The sequence below is a fragment of the Nocardia sp. NPDC127606 genome, assembly GCF_042671725.1.
Lineage (GTDB): Bacteria > Actinomycetota > Actinomycetes > Mycobacteriales > Mycobacteriaceae > Nocardia.
The window spans coordinates 39,624-58,413 of sequence record NZ_JBHXWQ010000006.1 but is presented as its reverse complement, the minus strand read 5'-3'; the positions used below and the strand labels follow the sequence as shown (position 1 = coordinate 58,413).

Annotated in this window: 14 protein-coding genes; 8 read left to right on the top strand and 6 right to left on the bottom strand. The window is 69.7% G+C overall.

Features of this window, described 5'->3' with window-relative positions:
* Positions 1 to 64 precede the first annotated feature (64 nt).
* From ACFVJ5_RS24780 to ACFVJ5_RS24760, 5 genes are all read right to left on the bottom strand, one after another.
* Positions 65 to 2,266, bottom strand: coding sequence for an ADP-ribosylglycohydrolase family protein (locus ACFVJ5_RS24780; protein WP_379223490.1), 2,202 nt, complete (start codon positions 2,264 to 2,266; stop codon positions 65 to 67).
* 93 nt (positions 2,267 to 2,359) lie between these two features.
* Positions 2,360 to 3,523, bottom strand: a complete 1,164-nt coding sequence (locus ACFVJ5_RS24775) for a VWA domain-containing protein (RefSeq protein ID WP_379223488.1) — start codon at positions 3,521 to 3,523, stop codon at positions 2,360 to 2,362.
* 193 nt (positions 3,524 to 3,716) lie between these two features.
* Positions 3,717 to 6,233 (bottom strand): DUF5682 family protein, encoded by a 2,517-nt coding sequence (locus ACFVJ5_RS24770; protein ID WP_379223486.1) that lies wholly within the window; start codon positions 6,231 to 6,233, stop codon positions 3,717 to 3,719.
* A gap of 49 nt (positions 6,234 to 6,282) precedes the next feature.
* Complete coding sequence (locus ACFVJ5_RS24765; RefSeq protein WP_379223484.1) at positions 6,283 to 7,383, bottom strand: AAA family ATPase; 1,101 nt, start codon at positions 7,381 to 7,383, stop codon at positions 6,283 to 6,285.
* Complete coding sequence (locus ACFVJ5_RS24760) at positions 7,380 to 10,421, bottom strand: DUF5691 domain-containing protein (protein ID WP_379223482.1); 3,042 nt, start codon at positions 10,419 to 10,421, stop codon at positions 7,380 to 7,382. The genes ACFVJ5_RS24765 and ACFVJ5_RS24760 overlap by 4 nt, the downstream gene beginning before the upstream one ends.
* Before the next feature lie 393 nt (positions 10,422 to 10,814).
* Here ACFVJ5_RS24760 and ACFVJ5_RS24755 point away from each other — a divergent pair, with 393 nt between their 5' ends.
* The 4 genes from ACFVJ5_RS24755 (at position 10,815) to ACFVJ5_RS24740 (ending at position 14,514) form a co-directional block, all read left to right on the top strand.
* Complete coding sequence (locus tag ACFVJ5_RS24755; RefSeq protein ID WP_379223480.1) at positions 10,815 to 13,340, top strand: AAA family ATPase; 2,526 nt, start codon at positions 10,815 to 10,817, stop codon at positions 13,338 to 13,340.
* Positions 13,298 to 13,762: a hypothetical protein gene (locus ACFVJ5_RS24750; RefSeq protein ID WP_379223478.1), complete on the top strand. Its 465-nt coding sequence runs from the start codon at positions 13,298 to 13,300 to the stop codon at positions 13,760 to 13,762. The genes ACFVJ5_RS24755 and ACFVJ5_RS24750 overlap by 43 nt, the downstream gene beginning before the upstream one ends.
* Before the next feature lie 68 nt (positions 13,763 to 13,830).
* A complete protein-coding gene (locus ACFVJ5_RS24745; RefSeq protein ID WP_379223476.1) occupies positions 13,831 to 14,220 on the top strand; it encodes a YchJ family protein in 390 nt (129 codons plus the stop codon).
* 18 nt (positions 14,221 to 14,238) lie between these two features.
* Positions 14,239 to 14,514 (top strand): SelT/SelW/SelH family protein, encoded by a 276-nt coding sequence (locus tag ACFVJ5_RS24740; RefSeq protein WP_379223474.1) that lies wholly within the window; start codon positions 14,239 to 14,241, stop codon positions 14,512 to 14,514.
* 30 nt (positions 14,515 to 14,544) lie between these two features.
* Here the strand turns inward: ACFVJ5_RS24740 and ACFVJ5_RS24735 are convergent, their stop codons facing one another.
* Positions 14,545 to 14,766, bottom strand: coding sequence for a zinc ribbon domain-containing protein (locus tag ACFVJ5_RS24735; protein ID WP_379223472.1), 222 nt, complete (start codon positions 14,764 to 14,766; stop codon positions 14,545 to 14,547).
* A 105-nt stretch (positions 14,767 to 14,871) separates the two neighbouring features.
* Between ACFVJ5_RS24735 and ACFVJ5_RS24730 the strand changes: the two genes are divergently transcribed.
* From ACFVJ5_RS24730 to ACFVJ5_RS24715, 4 genes are all read left to right on the top strand, one after another.
* On the top strand, positions 14,872 to 15,999 hold the full coding sequence (locus ACFVJ5_RS24730; protein ID WP_379223470.1) for an ROK family protein: 1,128 nt from the start codon (positions 14,872 to 14,874) through the stop codon (positions 15,997 to 15,999).
* Between the two features lie 112 nt (positions 16,000 to 16,111).
* Positions 16,112 to 17,215 (top strand): ABC transporter substrate-binding protein, encoded by a 1,104-nt coding sequence (locus tag ACFVJ5_RS24725; protein WP_379223469.1) that lies wholly within the window; start codon positions 16,112 to 16,114, stop codon positions 17,213 to 17,215.
* Positions 17,212 to 18,063 (top strand): ABC transporter permease, encoded by an 852-nt coding sequence (locus ACFVJ5_RS24720; RefSeq protein ID WP_379223467.1) that lies wholly within the window; start codon positions 17,212 to 17,214, stop codon positions 18,061 to 18,063. Before ACFVJ5_RS24725 ends, ACFVJ5_RS24720 begins: the two co-directional genes overlap by 4 nt.
* On the top strand, positions 18,039 to 18,779 hold the full coding sequence (locus ACFVJ5_RS24715; protein WP_379223466.1) for an ABC transporter ATP-binding protein: 741 nt from the start codon (positions 18,039 to 18,041) through the stop codon (positions 18,777 to 18,779). The genes ACFVJ5_RS24720 and ACFVJ5_RS24715 overlap by 25 nt, the downstream gene beginning before the upstream one ends.
* Positions 18,780 to 18,790: the final 11 nt, after the last annotated feature.

The following is an 18,790-nucleotide window of genomic DNA, read 5'->3' as shown; positions in this document are numbered from 1 at the left end:
ACAGGCACTTCGGCCCCCGGTGCAATTCCGCGCCGGGGGCCGTCCTGTGCCGGGTGGACGGCGATCACGCCGGGTAGCGGTTGTACCAGTCGTCGGTCGGCTGACCGTGGTTGTCGGCCGGCGGGGTGAGGCCGAATTCGGTGGCGTAGTCGGCGGCGAGACGTTCGAGGACGGGACGCGCGTCGACCGTCTCGAACCAGCGGCGGGGTAGGGCGTGGTAGCCGTAGCGGGCGCCCAGGAGACTGCCCGCGATCGAGCCGGTGGCATCGCTGTCGCCGGAATGATTGACCGAGAGCAGCAGACCGGTGCGAACGATGTCGTGTGCTGCGCCGCCGAGTCCTTCGGCGGCGAGGGTGGCGAAGACGGCGATCGACAGCGCTTCGGGGCCGATCCAGCCCTGGCCGAGGGTCTCGACGTCTTCCGGTGTGGGATAACGCCGTTCGCGTTCGATCCGGGCGGCCAGCCGGTGCGCGGCGTTGAGGGCGGCCGAGGTCTCCTCGTGTTCGGGGTAGCTCGCCAGCTCCACTCGCGCGTGGGAGAGCGCGGTGTGGAGGTCGGCGCCGCGCGCGAGCTGATAGATCAGCGCCGACAGGGTGCCCGCGGGGAGCCAGCCGCTGGGGTGGCCGTGAGTGAGTGCGGCGGCATCGCAACCCAATTCGAAGATGGCGTCGGTCGCGGAGCCGGAACGGTCTGCGGCGTAACCGAACCCGCACGGGGCGGCGCGCATCACGGCGCCGCTGCCCTTGGAGTGGTTGATGGGCTGGTCGCGGGTACCGAGGGGATCGGTCGGTGCGCGCCGTGTCGCCGCTCGGCGCAGCGCGGTGTAGACCGAATCGGCCACGCCGCGTTGCTCGATGAGCTCGGGGTGGCCGGTGAGCGAGCTGTGCAGCGCGAACGGTTGGTCGGGCAGCTCCGAGACCTGCCCGCGCAACCACACGAGCATGCCCTGTTGGAGCAGACCCATCGTCGCCCCGCCGATGCCTTTCGACCTGGCCCGCACCGAGCCTCTGATCAGCGCTTCGACCGTGAAGGCGGTCAGTTGGGTCTCTTCGGAGATGCGCAGCGGGTCGATGTCGGTGACACCGGCCGAGCCGTATTCTGCTCGGATCTGTTGCAGTGAACGGGTTTCCACCGCAGCGCCGAGCGCATCGCCGATCGCGCCGCCGACCAGGCAACCGGTGAGGCGCTGCGCCCACATCACCGCGCCCGTCGCTGTACGCGTGGCCTTCCCCGGCTCGCCGTTGCGAACCGCGGAACCCCACTGGTCCCGCGATACGGTGCCTGTCGGTCGGTGTGCCGCTGGGTCACGCGGACCACCGGGCGAGCGGTTTTCCGGCTCGGCGGTGGTGTGGCGAACAGCTGTGGGGTCGTGGCGCCGGGCAGCGCTCAGCCGGCTCGACACTTCGTGGGCGGCGGATCGTGCGGGGTGGCGTAGTGCCTCGGTGAGTGCGGTGGCGAACGCGGTGCAGGTGGGGAAGCGGTGGGCGGAGTCTTTGGCCATGGCCTTCGACAGGACCGTGTCGACCGCGGTGGGAAGGGAGGCGCGGCGGGTGCTGGCCGCGGGAGGTGGGGTGTTGAGGTGGCCGAGCATGACGGTGGCCGGGTTGGGGGCATCGAAGGGGCCGGTGCCGGTGAGGAGGCGGAAAACCGTGCAGGCCAGGGAGTATTGATCGCCGCGGCCGTCGAGGGGAGCGCTGCTGAGTTGTTCGGGCGAGGCGTAGGCGATGGTGGCGGTGAACTGGCCGGTGCGGGTGAGGCCACCGGTGTCGTCGAGAAGTTTCGCGATGCCGAAGTCGGTCAGCACGACTCGCTCGTCGAAGCCCGCGCCGACACCCGCGGTGCGCGACAACAGGATGTTGGCGGGCTTCACGTCGCGGTGCAGAACGCCCTGGCGGTGGGCATAGTCGAGCGCACTCGCGGTCTGGGTGACGATCTGGGCGATCCGCTCGCTCCCGAACTGCTGCACCGGAACCGCCGAGGCGTCGACGCCGTCCACGAACTGCATCGCTATCCAGAGACGTTCCTCGTCGACGCCGCGGTCGTAGACGGTGATGATGTTCGGGTGGTCGAGCTGGGCCACCAGGTCGGCTTCGCGTTCGAATCTGGCGCGGATCTCGAAGTCGGCGAACAGGTCACGGTGCATCAACTTCAACGCGGTCAGTCGCGGCAGCCTGCGGTCTCTGGCCGCGTACACCGCGCCCATCCCGCCGCGTCCCAGCTCACGCTCGATGACGAAACCGGCGAACACCGCCCCGCGCCGCAACATCGCCTCACCCCGTCCAACGAACTCGATCGTTCGCAGCCTAGTTGGCCCCGGCTCGGACCGCTCCCGAGTCCCGCCACGTTCCCCGGGGCGCGATCACACCGCCGGAGCGTTGGTGTCGGCCCAGCGCGTGATGTCGCCGCGGTCCAGCGCGGTGGCGAGGAGGTCCGGGAACTTGTCGGGGGTGCAGGCGAAGGCGGGAATGCCGAGGGCTGCCAGTGCCGCCGCGTTGTCGTGGTCGTAGGCGGGCGCGCCTTCGTCGGAGAGCGCGAGCAGCACGACCACCTGGACGCCTGCCTCTTTCATCGCATGGCAGCGGCGCAGCATCTCGTTGCGTACGCCGCCTTCGTAGAGGTCGGAGATGAGCACGAAGAGGCTGTCGGTCGGGCGGGTGATCAGTGTCTGTGAGTAGGCGATGGCGCGATTGATGTCGGTGCCGCCGCCGAGTTGGGTGCCGAACAGGACGTCGACCGGGTCGCTGAGCTGATCGGTGAGATCGACGATCTCGGTGTCGAACACGACCAGCGAGGTCTTCAGCGACCGCATGGACGCGAGGACGGCGCCGAACACCGAGGCGTAGACGACGCTGGCCGCCATCGAGCCGGATTGGTCGATGGCCAGCACCACATCGCGCTGGATCGACTGGGACTTGCGGCCGTAGCCGACGAGCCGCTCGGGCACGATGGTGCGGTGTTCGGGCAGGTAGTTCGCGAGATTCTTGCGGATGGTCCGGTTGAAATCGATATCGCGCAGTTTCGGGCGATGGGTGCGGGCGGCACGGTTGATGGCGCCCGAGACGGCAGCCACCGTTTTGGCGGCGATGCGCTGCTCGATCTCGCGCACCACCTTCTCCACCACCATGCGCGCGGTGGCCTTGGTGGTTTCGGGCATCACCCGGTTTAGGCCGAGCAGTGTGCCCACCAGGTGCACATCGGGCTCGACCGATTCCAGCAGCTCGGGCTCCAGCAGCAGTTGGGTGAGGTTGAGCCGGTCCACGGCGTCGCGCTGCATCACCTCGACCACGGTCGCGGGAAAGTAGGTGCGGATATCGCCGAGCCAGCGCGCTACCCGGGGTGCCGAACCACCCAGTCCGCCTGACCTTTTCGTCGACCCGCCCGCTTCACCGGTGTTGTAGAGGGCGGACAGTGCCTGGTCCATCGCCTGATCGGCACCGGAGCTCAACCCGCCGAGCTGTTCTTCGGCGGCGGTGCCCAGTACGAGACGCCAACGGCGTGACTGGGTTTCGTCGGGTTCGGTCATGGGTGCTCCTGGTGGTCGAGCGGGAGAGCGGGATGCGGTGTCGAGTGGGTATCGGGCGCGGCCACCGTGACGATCGCGCCGCACGCGATTCGCGGTGCGCGATCCTCGCACGGCATCACGGAGTGCGACCGGTGGATCCGATGTCGCGCACGGCCCGGCCGCTGGTTCGGTGTCAGACGCCTGCGGAGGTGGGTCACCCAGCGGCCCCCAGGATCGCGGTCGCTGCGCGCAGCGCCAGTTGCCCGCGGATCGGATCGATCGCGGTGGGGCCGTTGGAGGTGGTCGGTGCTGAGCCGGTGTCTCGCAGGGCCTGGCTGATGGCCCGGCGTTCGCCGGATTCGAAGGAGCCGAAGGTGCGGCGCAGCAGTGGCAGGGTGGCAACGAACTGGTCTTCGTTGAGGTCGCGGAGCCACTCGTCGATGCGGCGCAACAGCTCTCGGTCGTGGACGAGGAGGAGGCCGCGACCACCGAGGAAGCCGTCGATCCAGGCGGCTTTGGCGGCGGGGGTGTTGCCGATGGACAGGGCGGCGGCGAGTCGACGGGCGGAGTCGGCGTCGTCGATGCGTTCGGCGTCGCACAGCAGGCGCACCGCGCGCCCGCCGATCGCGCCGTGCACGTCGTCGCGGTCGGCGATGCGTTGCAGGGTGGCCAGCCATTCGGTGGTGGCGTGCTCGTCGTCGCGGGTGCTGATGGCGGTGTGCGCGGCGTCGATCTGGGCGCGCAGGGCCTGGGCGGCGTCGGTGTCGAGGCCGGTGACGGCGCCGGGCAGGCCCGCGCAGATCCGTACCAGCAGGCCGTCGGCGACGTGGGCCAGTGCCTTGGTGTCGGTGCCGCGGACATCGCCGTAGCGCAGGGTGCGGGTCAGGCCGGGGAGGGCGCCGAGCAGGTGGGTGACATCGTGGTCGAGGGCTGCGGCGGCTTCGAGCCTGGTGATCAACCCTTCGGTGGCGCCGCCGAGGTCGGCGAGCAGGGCCGTTTCCAGCGCGTCGGCGAGGGCGGTGACGGTGACGTCGTCGCGGCTCGCGGTGTCGAGGATCTTCGTCTCGGCGGCGGTGCGCAGGGTCGTTCCCCATACCGCCGCTTCGACGATGCGGACTTCGAATTCCGGTTCCCAGCGCAGCGTCCACGTCTCACGGAAGGTGCCGGTGCTGCGGACGTCACCGGTGGTCGGGGTGCCCCAGCCGATCCCGAGCAGGCGCAGGCGGTGCAGCAGATGCGAACGCTCGACGTCACGGTCCTTGCGCAGGTCGAGGTCGATATTTCGGGCGAGCGCTTCCTGCTTGAGCCGCAGGGTCTTACAGCGCGCCCGCAGATCGGCGGCCAAGGGGACCGTCGGAGTGTCCTCCGGGACACCGCCGAGCGTCTCGCCGACGACGAGTTCGTCGACCACCAGTCGCAGCATGGTCTCGTCGCCACCGCACATCACCGACCGCACAGCCTCGGTGACCTCGGACAACCCCGGCAGCGGCCTGCCGCGCAACGCGGCGAGCGTATCCGCCAGCCGCACCGCCTCGATGATGTGCGCACTCGACACCGGCAGATCGTGCGAGCGCAACACCCCGGCGACCTTGGTCAGCCAGCGCGCCACCGGCCGCTCGGTCTCGGTGAACAGATGGTGATACCAGCCGGGGGAGGTGACGCCTGCCCCGTAGCCGGACCCGGCCGCCAGCCGCGAATGCGTCCACGGCACCCAGGTCAACGCGGCCTTCGTCTTCGGCAACCCCTTGAGCAGTCGCATATCCGGTGCGGCCGGACCGAGCGGTTCGACCAGCGCAGGCGCGTGCCAGGCGCCACACACCACCGCCAACCGCTTCGCACCACCCTTGAGTACCTGCCGCATCACCTGCCGCATATGCGCCTCGCGGACCAGAGTGTGCTGGTCGACGATCAGTGGCGCCATCGCGGGGTCAGGTCGATCCGCGGCTGCCGGGGACTCGAATCCGTGTGCTGCCGAGGGCTTCTCCAGCAGTTCAGGAGCGTCGAGTGGTGAAAGTGTCACCGTGGCGGGGACTTCGGTGTCGGTCGGCGCCGACGCGCCGAGCTGCGGTGGAGCGTCCGCTGTGGGAGGCGTGATCGCCGTCGCGGCGTGTCGGGCATCCTCACGCAGGGCGGTCATCGCCTCGGTGATGGCGTCGAAAGCCGCGCTGTCGGGGACGGATTCGACGACGGCGTCCCACCAGCGTTCGGCGTCGTCGTAGCCCGCGGCCGAGGCCAGGGCGGCCAGCGGGTCGGAGCCGCCGCCACGGGCATCGTCGTCGGCGGCGAGGACGTTCGTGGCGGGGAGGTCGCAGAAGCGGACCGGGACGGCGTGGTCGACGCCGTAGCGCATGGCCTGCCACTCGGGGGAGAACACGGCGAACGGCCAGAATGCCGCGCGGGCGGGCGAATCCGGGACGTAGGCGAGCAACGCGACCGGTGGGGCCATCGTGTCGGCGGCGACGAACCCGACGAGCGGATCAGCGTCGGCGGGCCCTTCGATGAGAATAGCGTCGGGCCGGAACTCCTCGAGCGCGTGGCGCAGCGAGCGTGCCGATCCGGGTCCGTGGTGACGGATGCCGAACACCCGCGTCACCGCCGCCGCGTCGACCAGCGGATCGCTTGCCGCGCCTGCGTCCGAGCCGGAGCTCTCGCGGATATCGGCATCGCTCGCCGGATCGCCCGGTGTGGTGCCGCCGGTGGCCGGGTGGGTCGCCTTGTTGCGTTGACTCATCGAAAACCCCATGTGTGGTGTGTGTTCCGTCCTCCCCTTCGGGCGTTTCTCAGCCGGCGATGTCGCGGCAGGCCCGGTAGAAGTCGGCCCAATCCGGGCGTTCGCGGACCACCGCCTCGAGGTATTCGGTCCAGACCACGGTGTCGGCCACCGGGTCCTTGATCACCGAGCCGAGGACCGCGCCCGCGATGTCGGAGGCGCGCAGCACACCGTCGCCGAAGTGGGCGGACAGGGCGAGGCCGTTGGTGATCACCGAGATCGCCTCGGCGGTGGACAGGGTGCCCGAGGGGGATTTGAGCTTGGTGCGGCCGTCGGCGGTGATGCCGGAGCGCAGTTCGCGGAAGACCCGCACCACGCGGCGGACCTCCTCGGCCGCGGCGGGAACGGTCGGCAGTTCCAGTGCGGCGCCGAGCTGTTCGACGCGACGGCTCACGATGGCGACCTCGGAATCCTCGTCGGCGGGCAGCGGCAGCACCACGGTGTTGAAGCGGCGCCGCAGGGCAGAGGAGAGATCGTTGACGCCGCGGTCGCGATCGTTGGCGGTGGCGATGACGTTGAAACCCTTGGCCGCCTGTACTTCCCCGCCGAGCTCGGGCACCGGCAGGGTCTTCTCGGACAGGATGGTGATCAGCGCGTCCTGCACATCGGAGGGGATGCGGGTGAGCTCTTCGATGCGAGCGATCGCGCCGGTGCGCATCGCGGTCATCACCGGCGACGCGACCAGGGCGGCGTCGCTCGGCCCCTCGGCGAGCAGCCGAGCGTAGTTCCAGCCGTAGCGGATCGCTTCCTCGGCGGTGCCGGAGGTGCCCTGCACGAGCAGGGTCGACTCACCGCTGATGGCAGCCGAAAGATGTTCGGACACCCAGGTTTTCGCAGTGCCGGGTACACCGAGCAGCAGCAGCGCGCGGTCGGTGGCGAGGGTGGCGACCGCGACCTCCATCAGCCGGCGCGGGCCGACATATTTGGGCGTGATCACGGTGCCGTCGTCGAGGGTGCCGCCGAGAATGTAGGTGACCACGGCCCACGGCGACAGTTTCCAGGACGGCGGGCGCACGCGGTCGTCGACGCGGGCCAGGGCGGCCAACTCGTCGGCGAACGCCTGTTCGGCGTGGGGGCGCAGCAGGGTGGTGGAGGGTTCGGTGGTGGTCAACGCAGCTCCTCGAGCATGGTGGCACGATCGGTGAGATCGTGGGCGAGTCGGTGGAATGCCTGTTGCCAGGCGGGATCGTCGGTGGTGTCGGCGAGCGCGCTCACGCGCGTCGCGAGTTCGACAGGTAGGTGGACGCTCGCGGCGGTGAGCAGCGCCCGGTCGGTGTACACGCCCGCACTGGCGTGCGGCTGGCGCGCGGTGGTGCGGGCGCGCTCGCCGAGCAGACGCAGCACATGGTCGGCGACGGGTTCCGGCCACGGGTGATCGAGGCCGGGCAGGATCGCGTGTAGCTCGTTGAGCTGGTGCGCGTCGAGGTCGAGCACGTGCTCGATCCGGTCGGCCGCATCGAGCAGGGTGAACAGTTCGCGACGCCGCAGCACCGCCTGCTCCGTCGGGGTCGCGTGGGCGAACAGCGCACGGGCCCACGCGGTGTCGTGCTGGGCGAGCGTGGCATCGACCCAGCCGTCCACGATCGCCTTGGCATAGCGGGGCGGCAGCGACAGGGTCAACGCGGTGGTCGGGGTGTGCTCGCCGGTGGCCCGCACGATCGACGACCATGCGGTGAGCGGAGTCGCGGCGATCGCCTGATGCAGCGTCGTGATCGTCGAATCAGGGGTGTCCCAGCGCAATTTCGCTTGATCGGTCGCATCGGTGATGCCGTCGCGCCGGGCCTGCGCGTCGAGCTCCGCGGGCACTCGTACGTCTACCGTCCCGTCGTCCTCCACCCGGATCCACGACGCCACCAGCGTTGCCATCCGCCGCCCGAAAGCGGCATCCGGGAGCTTGTTCAGCAGCATCGTGGCGGTGCGCCGGACATCACCGCGCCGGTCGTCGAGGGCCCGCTCGAGCAGGGCTTCGTCCGCTGTGCTCAGCCCCTCGGCGAGCAGCCCCAGCAGCTCTGCCTTCACCGGCCCCGATTCCTTCGGCCACGCCGCGCTCAACACGGCCAGTGCCGCGGCCGGATCGGTCCGGCGGGTACGCGCGAACCAGTCCTTTCGCTCGCCGGATGTGCCGAACAACCAGACATCGTGGACGGCGGGCGCTTCCGGCTCCGTACCGGCGCCCGAGCCGGCAGTCGTGCCCGAATCGGGATCGTGATCTGTAGACGTTGTCGGCCCGGCGCTCGGAGTGGTGCTCGGGTCGGTGTCGGCGTGGATGTCGGCGGCGCTCGCCGTCAGCTCCAGCTTCCTGGTTTCGGGTTTCCCATCCGCCGACGATGTAGCGGCGTCGGCGGGGAACTCGTCGACCAGTTTCGCCCAGGCCGGGTTGCGGGCGGCGAGCCAGCGTCCGCGGCGGCCGGCCAGTCGGAGCAGCGGCGCACGCAGCGTGGTGTCGGAGGCGGCCGAGAGCGCCTGGACACACAGCACATCGGGCAGGCGGAAGTCGAAAGGTGTTGCCGCAGCGAACCATTCGGTCAGGAACGGGGATTTGTCGGTGAGGAGGCGGCTGAGGCGATCGGCGGCGGGGCGCGGGAGAAGAGGGCGCGGATCATCGACGGCGGGTTCGGGTTTCGCCGCGGTACGGGGGAGTTGCCCGCCGCGCAGGTACAGGTCTTGCAGCGCGGCGGTGTGGAGCAGTCGGGTGGCCGGTTCGCCCGCGTGCTGCGGGACGGCGGTGGCGACCGCGGAGTCGAGGTGGACACCGTCGGCGCTGCGGCGGGCGGTGCCGAGCAGCGCCACCGAGACGAGTTCGGCCAGCGCGGGGGTCGGGGTGGTTTCGGTGGGGAACTCGGTCTCCAGATCGCTCACCTCGCCGGCGCACAACACCGAGATCGGGTCGAAGCCGTCGGCTCGCCACTCGCCGCACACCGTCACCGGGTGACCACCCGCGACCGCGATCAGCCGCCACGGGCGCACGCCCGCAGGCAGCGGTAGCGCGGTGCCGTCGGACGCGACGAGTTGCCATCCGGTCTCGTCGAGCACCGGCACGACATCGGTGAGCAGCGCGGGCCAGGCACGCAGCCACGGATCCGCACTCAACGCGCCTGCGTAGGCGTCGAGCGCGTCGTCGATCGTGGTGCCGCCGACAGCGGGGACGGTGGTGAAGGGTTCGGGTGCGCCGTGGCGGGTGCCCCACTGGGCGCGCAGGGACGCCGCGCCGGGGTAATAGTGCAGTTCGGCGTCCACTTCGTTGCCGGGTGCGGGCACCTCGCCGGTGAAATTCGGGGTGGCGAAGGAATGTTCGATGAGCAGGGCCCACCGTCCGCTACCGCGACCGCGCAGCCAGGTGCGGCGCGTGTGCAGCCGCTCGTCCTCGCTCACCCGCATGCCGAGCACCAGCCAGCGATCCCGCACCGCGGGCTCGTTCAGCACCGACTCGGCCGATGTCGGGTAACCGATATGGGTGCGGATCCCCGCCCGCAGCGGCTCGGGGAGGGCATCGAGCCTGCGATGGGCCAGCACCAGCAGGTGTAGGCGGGCGTACTCGCGCAACAGCAGTTCGGGCCAGTGTTCGGTGGTGACGACCGCGGTGGGCAGCCTGCGCAGGGCCTCGGCGATGCGGGGCGCCTGGGCATCGACCATCCGTGCCGCGATCGCCTCGTAGGCGGCGTACGAACGATCGGTCTGCGCCAGCCCGGTCCGGATCTGGTCGGTGAGCCAGACCTCCAGTTCGGTGAGCCCGGCGGCTACCCTGGCCCGCCGCTGCTCGACGGTGGCCTGCGACGGCGTGCTCGCGGCCTTGGTCTTCGGTGGCGCGGCGGCCTTCGCGGCTCGCCCGGCCAGCCATTCGGCCGCGAAGTCGGCGGGCGCCTCCCGGACGGGGGTCTGGCCACCCGACCACGTGAGCAACAGCGACAGCGTGTGCTTACACGGGAACTTGCGGCTGGGGCACGAGCACTTGTACGCGGGCCCGTCCAGATCGACGATCGCCTGATACGGCTTGGCGCCGCTGCCCTGACACAGCCCCCACACCGCATTGCCCGCGGTGCCGGTCTCGCGCCAGCGACCGGCCAGCTTGCGTGCGGCAGCCAGCGAGCTCGCATCGGGCGCGAGCGCGCGGACCTGGTCCTCGGTCCACGGCGTGCGTTGCTCGGTCATCGGTTCCCCCGTTCTCGTGTTCGCCGAATATCTACCGCAACCCACCGACAACTGGCGGCCCCGGCGGCGTAGCGCTCGGAAAACACTGGTGCTGCGGCAAATTCGTGCTCCAGCTCTTGCCCTGGGTCGCGATCTCTGGCATTCTGACCTGTTCGGCACCGCCCGGACCGCCCGCGCTGCTCGACGCAGCGTAACGCGGGTGTGAACACCTCATCGAGCTGCCCGCCGGGGTGGGCGAGGGGTGGACATCGAGGGCCCGCCGTGGCGCCGCGATGGCCATTCCACTCCCGCGGGCAGATTCGCTGGGGGCCCTGCGCATCCCCTGGGCGAACATCCGGCGATCGGGTAGCGTTTCAACCAGGATCGCCGCGTTGCGCGCCGACGCGAAGGGGGATGTCGCAAGTGTGCTCGGATCGGATCGCCGAGGTGGTCGCGCGCGAGCTCGCCGCCGACCCGGCAGTGGAGGAACGGGTCGCCGATTGCGTGCTCGCCGCGCTCACAGCTGTCGACGGTGACTCGGCCGCAACGGATTCCGGTGATACCGGGGTCTTTCTGCGGTCGATCACCGTGCAGGGTTTCCGGGGAATCGGGCCCGCGGCGACGCTGCGGTTGAATCCGGGGCCCGGCCTGACGCTGGTGGTCGGTCGCAACGGCAGCGGGAAGTCGAGTTTCGCCGAGGCCGCGGAATTCGCGTTGACCGGCGGAAATCGGCGCTGGGACGGCCGCTCGACCGCCTGGCGGGAGGGGTGGCGCAACCTGCACGAACCCGAGACCGCCCGGATCGACGTCGAGCTGCTCACCGCGGGCGACGACCCAGCGCTCTCGGTGGCCACCAGCTGGGACCCGAGTGCGGACCTGGCCGACGCGCGGTGGACCGAGCGGCGTGGATCCGGACCCGCGGCCTCGGTCGACCCGCACGGACGGCGCCAGCGGCTCGATCTGTACCGGCCGTTCCTGTCCTACAGCGAGCTCGGCGCGCTTGTCGACGGGAAGCCGAGCGACCTGTTCGACGCCCTGCATCGCCTGCTCGGCCTCGACGAGCTGGCCGCCGCGGCCGAACAGATCCGGTTGCGCAAGCTCGAACTCGAACGCGCCGTGAAGGATTCGCGCCAGTCCCGCGCCGACCTGCTGGTCGAGCTGGCCGAGGCCGATGACGAACGTGCCCGCGACGTGGCCGACCTGCTGCGCACCCCCGACCCCGATCTCGACGCGGTGGCGGGCGCGGTAGCCGGTTCGGTTCTCGGCATCGACGGGCCGGAGGGGTTGCGCGCGATCCTGCGCCTGTCGTTGCCCGATGTCCCACGGGTCGCCGCCACGACCGATCGACTCGCCGAAGCGGCCCGGAATGTGTCACGCCACGCGACTGCCGATTCCGAGGCCGATCTGCGAGTGCTCGAATTGCTCACGCGGGCGCGCGAACATGTCTCGACGGCGGGTTCGTGCCCGTGCCCGGTCTGTGGACGCGACGAACTCGACGCCGACTGGCTCGCCGCGGCCGATGCCGAAATCGCCCACCGCACTGCGGAACTCGCGGCCCTACAGGCGGCCACGGCGGAATTCGACACGGCTCTGACGGCGGCCCGCAACCTTCCCGCAGACCTGCCGATCGAGCTCGGTTCGGCAATCGCGGTCGGTACCGGCGCAGCGGGCCGCCCGGCGCCGACGGTCGATCCGGCGGCGCGTCGGGCGGATGCGCCCGTGCGGTACGGCACCTCGGACTCGTTGGGTAAACAGCGCGAGATCGTGGGACAGCTCTGGTCCGAGTGGGCCGCGCTCGCGGCAGCCGATTACGAGGACCAGCTCCCGGATCGACTGCGCACGATTCACGCCGACCTCGCCGCGGAACTCGCCGCACTGCAACGGGATACGCGCACCGAACTGGACCGGCTCGATGCGGTGTGGTCGCCGCTGGTCCCGCGCGTTCTCGCTTGGCTCGACCCCGCTCGTGCCGTCGCCGACCACGCGAGCGAGCTGCGGGTGGTGAAGAAGGCGGCCGACTGGCTCAAGGCGGCGACGGCGACGATCCGTGGGGAGCGGATGCGGCCGCTCGAGACCACGGCACGCTGGGTGTGGAGCACTCTGCGCCAGCAGAGCAATGTGGAGCTCGGCGCGATTCGGTTGCAGGGCAGTGCGGGCACGGCGCGGCGGGTGCTGCTCGATGTGACCGTCGACGAGGTGGACGGCGCGGCGCTCGGCGTGATGAGCCAGGGCGAGCTGCACGCGCTCGGACTGTCGCTGTTCCTGCCGCGAGCCACGGTGGCGCACAGCCCTTTCCGGTTCGTCATGATCGACGACCCGGTGCAGGCGATGGATCCCGCGAAGGTGGATGGGCTGGCCAGAGTGCTCGCCGAGGTGGCGGCGTCGCGGCAGGTGGTGGTGTTCACCCATGACGAGCGCCTCGCCGAGGCGGTGCGCCGCATGCAGCTCGACGCGACGGTGCTCGAGGTGCAGCGTCGCGAGCGTTCGATCGTCGAGGTACGGGTGACCGGCGACCCGGTTCGCCGCTACCTCGACGACGCCCGATCCCTGCTCCGCACACCGCAACTGCCCGCCGCCATCGCCGACGAACTCGTCGCGACCTGCTGCCGTTCGGCGATCGAGGCAGCGGGCCTGGCGAAGGCCCGTCAGGAACTGCTGGCGACCGGTCTCGCGCACGGGGAAGTGGAGCGGCGCGTGCGCAACGCCCACACCACCCGCGCCATGATCACCCTCGCCATCATGGGTGTCGGCGCTCGCGTGGACGACCTGAACAAGCACCTGAGCGCGGTCGGCGGACGCTGGCTCGTCGGCGTCCTGCGCGATGCCACCGCGGGAGCGCACGTGCCGATCGATCGTCCGATGCGTGAATTGATCAGTGACACCGAACGATTCATCACATGGCTGCGCGCCCACGAGCCGAACGCGGTGAGGTCGTCGTGAATCGCCGTAGCAGGCCCGCTCGCGCCGAGTTCCGCCCGCGGCCCTCGGTGGCGCAGCGGCTGGAAGCGGCCGAGAACCTGTTGGACGGGTCGGTGTCGGATGCCGGTGGGGTGTGGTCGCGGGCGGTGGCGTGGATTCTGCGGTTGGCGCTCGAGCAGGCGGTGGACCAGTTGTGGGCGCAGGTGGCGCCCGAGTTGATGCGGTGTCCGATGCGGGCGCAGCTGCTCGCGTTGCGGGTGTTCGCGGGGCCGGAGACCGCCGGTCAGGTGGGTGCGTTGTGGGCGGCGCTGTCACGGGCGGCGCATCATCTCGACTACGAGATGGCGCCGAGTGTCACCGATCTGCGGCGGTGGCGAGATCAGACCGCGGAGCTGGCGCGGGCATTGGAGCTCGCTCCCCTCGCGCACCAGCCGTTCGGGTGACCAGCGCGGAGCAGGCGGATCGGACCTGGGGTGCGCTGTGTGGCGGACGGGTCCGGCAGGATGACGGTATGGGTGAAGTGAGACCGTGTCCGTGTCGTCGAGGTGAGCCGTTCGATGCCTGTTGTGGGCCGATCCTGGCCGGGGAGAAGGCCGCGCCGACCGCGGAGACGCTGATGCGTTCTCGCTACACCGCCTATGTCGTCGGCGATGTGGACTACCTGCTGCGCTCGTGGCACCCCAGCACCCGTCCCGCCGAGCTCGCGCTCGATCCGGATCAGCGATGGCTGTTCCTCGAGATCGTGGGCACGCAGCGTGGCGGGCCGTTCGACGACAACGGCACCGTGGAGTTCATCGCCCACTACAAACTCGACGGCGCACGGGACGCGATGCACGAGCTGAGTACCTTCGTGCGGGTCGACGGCGCCTGGGTCTACCTCGACGGGACGTTCCAGGCCTGATCAGGGGATACTGCTCCGGTGCCCCGTATCGCGATCGAATACTGCACCCAATGCCGCTGGGTGTTGCGCGCGAGCTGGATGGCGCAGGAACTGCTGACCACGTTCGCCACCGAACTCGGCGAGGTGGCGCTGGTTCCCGGCCAGGGCGGCATCTTCCGCATCACCCTCGACGGCGAACAACTCTGGGAACGCAAGGCGGACGGGGGTTTCCCCGATATCGCCGTCCTCAAGCAGCGCGTTCGCGACCGGATCGCACCCGATCGCGACCTCGGCCACGTCGACCGCCGCGACTGACGACCGGGCGACGCCCGGACGCCGGCGGGATCAGCAGCAGCCGCCACCACCGCAGCAACCGCCACCCGCCGGACGCGGCGCGGGTGCGGGGGCCGGCGCCGAGCCGCGTCCCACCGCCGCGAAGGTGGTGAGCAGTTTGACGGTGTCATCGTGGCCTGCCGGGCACGTGGCCGGATCCGAGGACTGCGCCATCGGCCGGTTGACGTCGAACGTGTCGCCACAGGAGCGACACCGGAAGCTGTAGTTCGGCATCGGCCCAGTGTAAGGCCCATGCTTGCGATCACGCTGCGCCGAACGCTTCGTCGTGGCCGCTGCGCTCCGTACCGTGAGCGAACAGCGGTGATGGCGAGGTGGCGCATGGCGAACAGTAGCGCGGGGGCGGTATTGCGGGCGGTGCTCGACCTCGGGTCGGCACCGCGCAGCGTGGTGGCCAGACACGCCGGGGTTTCCCCGGCCACGGTCACCTGGCAGAGCCGGGCGCTGGTCGAGGCGGGACTGCTCGTCGAACTGCCGGAGTCACCCGGGCCGGGTGGCGTGGGCAGGCCACACAGTCCGATCGCGCTGGACGCGGTCGGCAATGTGGTGATCGCGGTGCACATCGCGGCGGTGCAGATCACCGTCGCGGTGGTCGACATCGCCGGTTCGGTGCTGCGCAGCGAGCAGGTGCCCCACCGCACCCATGCCCCGTACGACATCCTCGACACCGTGCTCGATCGAGTGCGCGCGGTCGGGGCCGACCTTGCCGACCAGGTGCGGATCCGCGGGCTCGGGGTGGCGATCGGCGGCCGTGTCGACACCGCCACCGGTTCGGTCGTCGAACACTCCTATCTGCGCTGGCGTGATGTGCCGGTGCGCGAATATCTCAGTGCCCGAACAGGTTTACCGGTCAGTGTGGACAGCCATACCCGCGCGACCGTGCACGCCGAACAGCTCTACGGCCGGTTACGCGGCTCGGCGAGCTCGATCGTGCTGTTCGTCGGCAATGTCATCGACGCCGCCATCGCCGTGCACGGCCGCGTCCACTGCGGGCCGCATTTCGGGGCGGGCTCGATCGCCCGATTGCTCGGCACGACCAACAGATTCGCCCTCGAAGCCCTCGGCGACCACGCGTTGCTGGCGCGTGCCGACACGGTCGGCCGGTTCGGCGGCTTCCCCGAATTGGTGGCGGCGGCTGCGGCGGGCGGCCCGGAACGCGAGTACTTCATCGAGCGTGCCACGGCGATGGGTGAGGTCGCCGCGGCACTGATCGATCTGATCGACCCGGAGGCGTTGGTACTGATCGACCGCGGCCTGATCGCGGTTCCCGGCGTCCGCGAAGCCTACGACGCGGCGGTGCGCGCCCACTCGACCATCGGCGCCGACCCGGCCGAGGTGATCTTCGCGTCGACGTTCCCCGGTCAGGTGCTGGTGATGGCGGCGGCCGGGGTGGTGTTGCAGGAGTTGTTCAGTGATCCACTGAGCACGGTTGTCGCGCAAGCAGTTTGATTCGTGGTTATTTTAAGACAGTCGAATATTGACCGGAAGCGGCGTCACACGCGACAGTTGACACTATGAACAAAATGCAGTCCGGCGTCGCCCGGGTCACGTCGGATGTGCTGTGTTGTCGCGGTTCGAATTCCGTCGCCGACAATTCTTCGATCAAATCCGGGAAATCACCTTGCGTAAAAATATTCGACGAATAGCACTTCTCGCAGCAGCGGCTTCGCTGCTCGCGGTCTCCTGCGCCACCGGCGACCAGGACGGCGCCGCGCTGACGAGCCCGCTGCCCACCGCAGTCCCCGCCGGGGTCTCGCTCGCGGTCGCGGCCAACACCGCCAAAGTGGCACTGACCGCGTCGGGTGAACTGGGCAAACTGCCGTTCACGGTGTCGTCGTGGCCCGCCGTGCAGGCCGGTCCCGATGTCATCCAGGCCTTCCGCGGCGGCTCGGTGGACCTGGCCACCAATGCGGGTATTCCGCCGATCCACGCGCATGCCAGCGGTCTCGACGCGAAGATCGTCGGGATCAAGGTGCGCTCGACCCCGCTGTACAAGCTGGCCACCGCCCCCGGGTCGAACTTCACCGGCCTCGATGGGCTGCGCGGGAAGAAGATCGGCTTCTCGCCGGGTCAGGCGCAGGGATTGGTGGTGTTGCGCACGCTGAAGGCGGCCGGCATCCGCACCGACGAGGTGCAGCTCGTGGAGCTGCCGAGTACGAAGTTCCTCACCGCCCTGCAGGCCAAGGAAATCGACGTCGCCCCGTTCGGCGAACCGACCCTGACCAAGTATCTCGACAAGTATCGCGTCGACGGCGCCACCGCGATCGACACTCCCGCCGTCGACGCGCTGACCGTGCTGTGGGCGCCGACCTCGGTGTTGCGTGACGACAGCAAAGCCGCTGCCGTCGCCGAATTCGTGAAATTCTGGGCCCGCGGCGAAGTCTGGGCCTGGGAGCATCCCACGGAATGGATCGACGCGTACTACGTCAAGGATCAGACGGTCTCGGTCGAGGACGGCAAACGCATTGTCGCCACGACGGAAAAGCCGTATTTCCCGGAGAATTGGAACGAGGCGATCACCTGGGAACAGGAAACGATCGATCTGGTGACCAAAGCCGGCTTCTTCGGTAATTCCTTCCCCGCCGACGAACTGTTCGACCGCCGATTCGAGAAGATCGCGTTCGACGCGGTGTCGGCGCCGTATCGCACCAAGGGGCAGCAATGACCATCGCCCTGTCTCGCACCGCGATTCCGGTTTCCGCGCCGTCCGTTGACGGATTCGTCGAGCGGCGCACCCTGCGCCGGCTCGGACTGCGCAAGGCCTTCCCCGCCGCCCGCCTGCTCGGTGTGGTCCTGGTGGTCGGGGCGTGGGCCGCGGGCTCATTGCTCGAACTGATCGACCCGCGCAAACTGTCAGCGCCGTGGACTGTTCTGGCGACCGGCTGGGAGTTGCTGGTCGACGGGCCACTGCTGGCCAATCTGGGGGTGTCGCTGCAACGGGTGCTGATCGGCATGGTCCTCGGTGTGCTCATCGGCACCACGCTCGCCGTGATCGCGGGACTTTCCCGGTGGGGTGAATCGCTCATCGACGGCCCGGTCCAGATCAAACGGGCGATTCCCACCCTCGGGCTGATCCCGCTGATGATCCTGTGGTTGGGCATCGGCGAGGAGTTCAAGCTCGTCCTCATCACCTTGGGCGTGGTCGTGCACATGTACATCCAGACCCACGCCTCGCTCACCACGATCGACCAGAAGCTCGTGGAACTCTCGGAGGTCCAGGGAGTTTCGCGCGCGGAGTTCATTCGCAGCGTCGTGCTGCCCGGATCGCTGCCCGGCTTCTTCCTCGGTCTGCGGATGTCGGTCACCAGCGCTTGGCTGGTGCTGATCGTGGTCGAGACGGTCAACGCCATCGACGGTCTCGGCAAGATGATGTCGAACGCGCAGAACTACGGACAGGCCGATGTGATCCTGGTCGGCTTGGTCGTCTACGCCATCTTCGGCCTGGCCTCGGATTCGGCGATCCGGCTGGTGGAACGGAGGGTGCTGTCATGGCGACGCACTATCGCGGGGTGAGCGAGCCGAAGGTCGCCGGCGTCGAAGTCCGTTCGCTGACCCGGAAATTCGGTGAGCGCACCGTGCTCGACGCGATCGACCTGACCATCGCGCCCGGCCAGTTCGTCGCTCTGCTCGGACGCAGCGGCTCGGGCAAGAGCACGTTGCTGCGGGCGCTGGCCGGACTGGACTACGACGTCGACGGCGACGGCACACTGCGGATCCCGGCGAAGACCTCGGTGGTATTCCAGGATTCGCGGCTGCTGCCCTGGCAGCGGGTGCTGCCGAACGTGCTCTACGGGCAGCCGCGAACGCGGCGCGCCGCCGGCGAGCAGGTCCTGGCCGAGGTCGGCCTGGCCGGTCGGGAACGCGCCTGGCCCAGAGAGCTCTCCGGTGGTGAGCAGCAACGAGTTTCGCTGGCCCGCTCCTTGGTCGGCGAACCGGATCTGCTGCTGGCCGACGAACCCTTCGGTGCGCTCGACGCGCTCACCCGGATCAAGATGCACGCTCTGCTGCGCGACCTGATCAGCCGGCATCGTCCGACCGTGCTGCTGGTCACCCACGATGTCGACGAGGCTGTCGCACTGGCCGACCGGGTGATCGTGCTCGACGACGGAAAGCTCGCGGTGGACATTCCGGTCGACCTGTCCGGCGAGCGTGATCCGAGCCAGCCCGCGTTCCAGCGCATCCGCCGCACACTGCTCACCGCACTCGGGCTCGCCGAGACCGCGGCCTGAAAGGCACCCAT

Excerpts from the sequence above, each read along its gene's own strand:
- ACFVJ5_RS24780 (WP_379223490.1), bottom strand. The coding sequence starts at position 2,266 with ATGTTGCGGCGCGGGGCGGTGTTCGCCGGTTTCGTCATCGAGCGTGAG.
- ACFVJ5_RS24775 (WP_379223488.1), bottom strand. The coding sequence starts at position 3,523 with ATGACCGAACCCGACGAAACCCAGTCACGCCGTTGGCGTCTCGTACTG.
- ACFVJ5_RS24770 (WP_379223486.1), bottom strand. The coding sequence starts at position 6,233 with ATGAGTCAACGCAACAAGGCGACCCACCCGGCCACCGGCGGCACCACA.
- ACFVJ5_RS24760 (WP_379223482.1), bottom strand. The coding sequence starts at position 10,421 with ATGACCGAGCAACGCACGCCGTGGACCGAGGACCAGGTCCGCGCGCTC.
- ACFVJ5_RS24755 (WP_379223480.1), top strand. The coding sequence starts at position 10,815 with ATGTCGCAAGTGTGCTCGGATCGGATCGCCGAGGTGGTCGCGCGCGAG.
- ACFVJ5_RS24750 (WP_379223478.1), top strand. The coding sequence starts at position 13,298 with ATGGCTGCGCGCCCACGAGCCGAACGCGGTGAGGTCGTCGTGAATCGC.
- ACFVJ5_RS24745 (WP_379223476.1), top strand. The coding sequence starts at position 13,831 with ATGGGTGAAGTGAGACCGTGTCCGTGTCGTCGAGGTGAGCCGTTCGAT.
- ACFVJ5_RS24735 (WP_379223472.1), bottom strand. The coding sequence starts at position 14,766 with ATGCCGAACTACAGCTTCCGGTGTCGCTCCTGTGGCGACACGTTCGAC.
- ACFVJ5_RS24730 (WP_379223470.1), top strand. The coding sequence starts at position 14,872 with ATGGCGAACAGTAGCGCGGGGGCGGTATTGCGGGCGGTGCTCGACCTC.
- ACFVJ5_RS24720 (WP_379223467.1), top strand. The coding sequence starts at position 17,212 with ATGACCATCGCCCTGTCTCGCACCGCGATTCCGGTTTCCGCGCCGTCC.
- ACFVJ5_RS24715 (WP_379223466.1), top strand. The coding sequence starts at position 18,039 with ATGGCGACGCACTATCGCGGGGTGAGCGAGCCGAAGGTCGCCGGCGTC.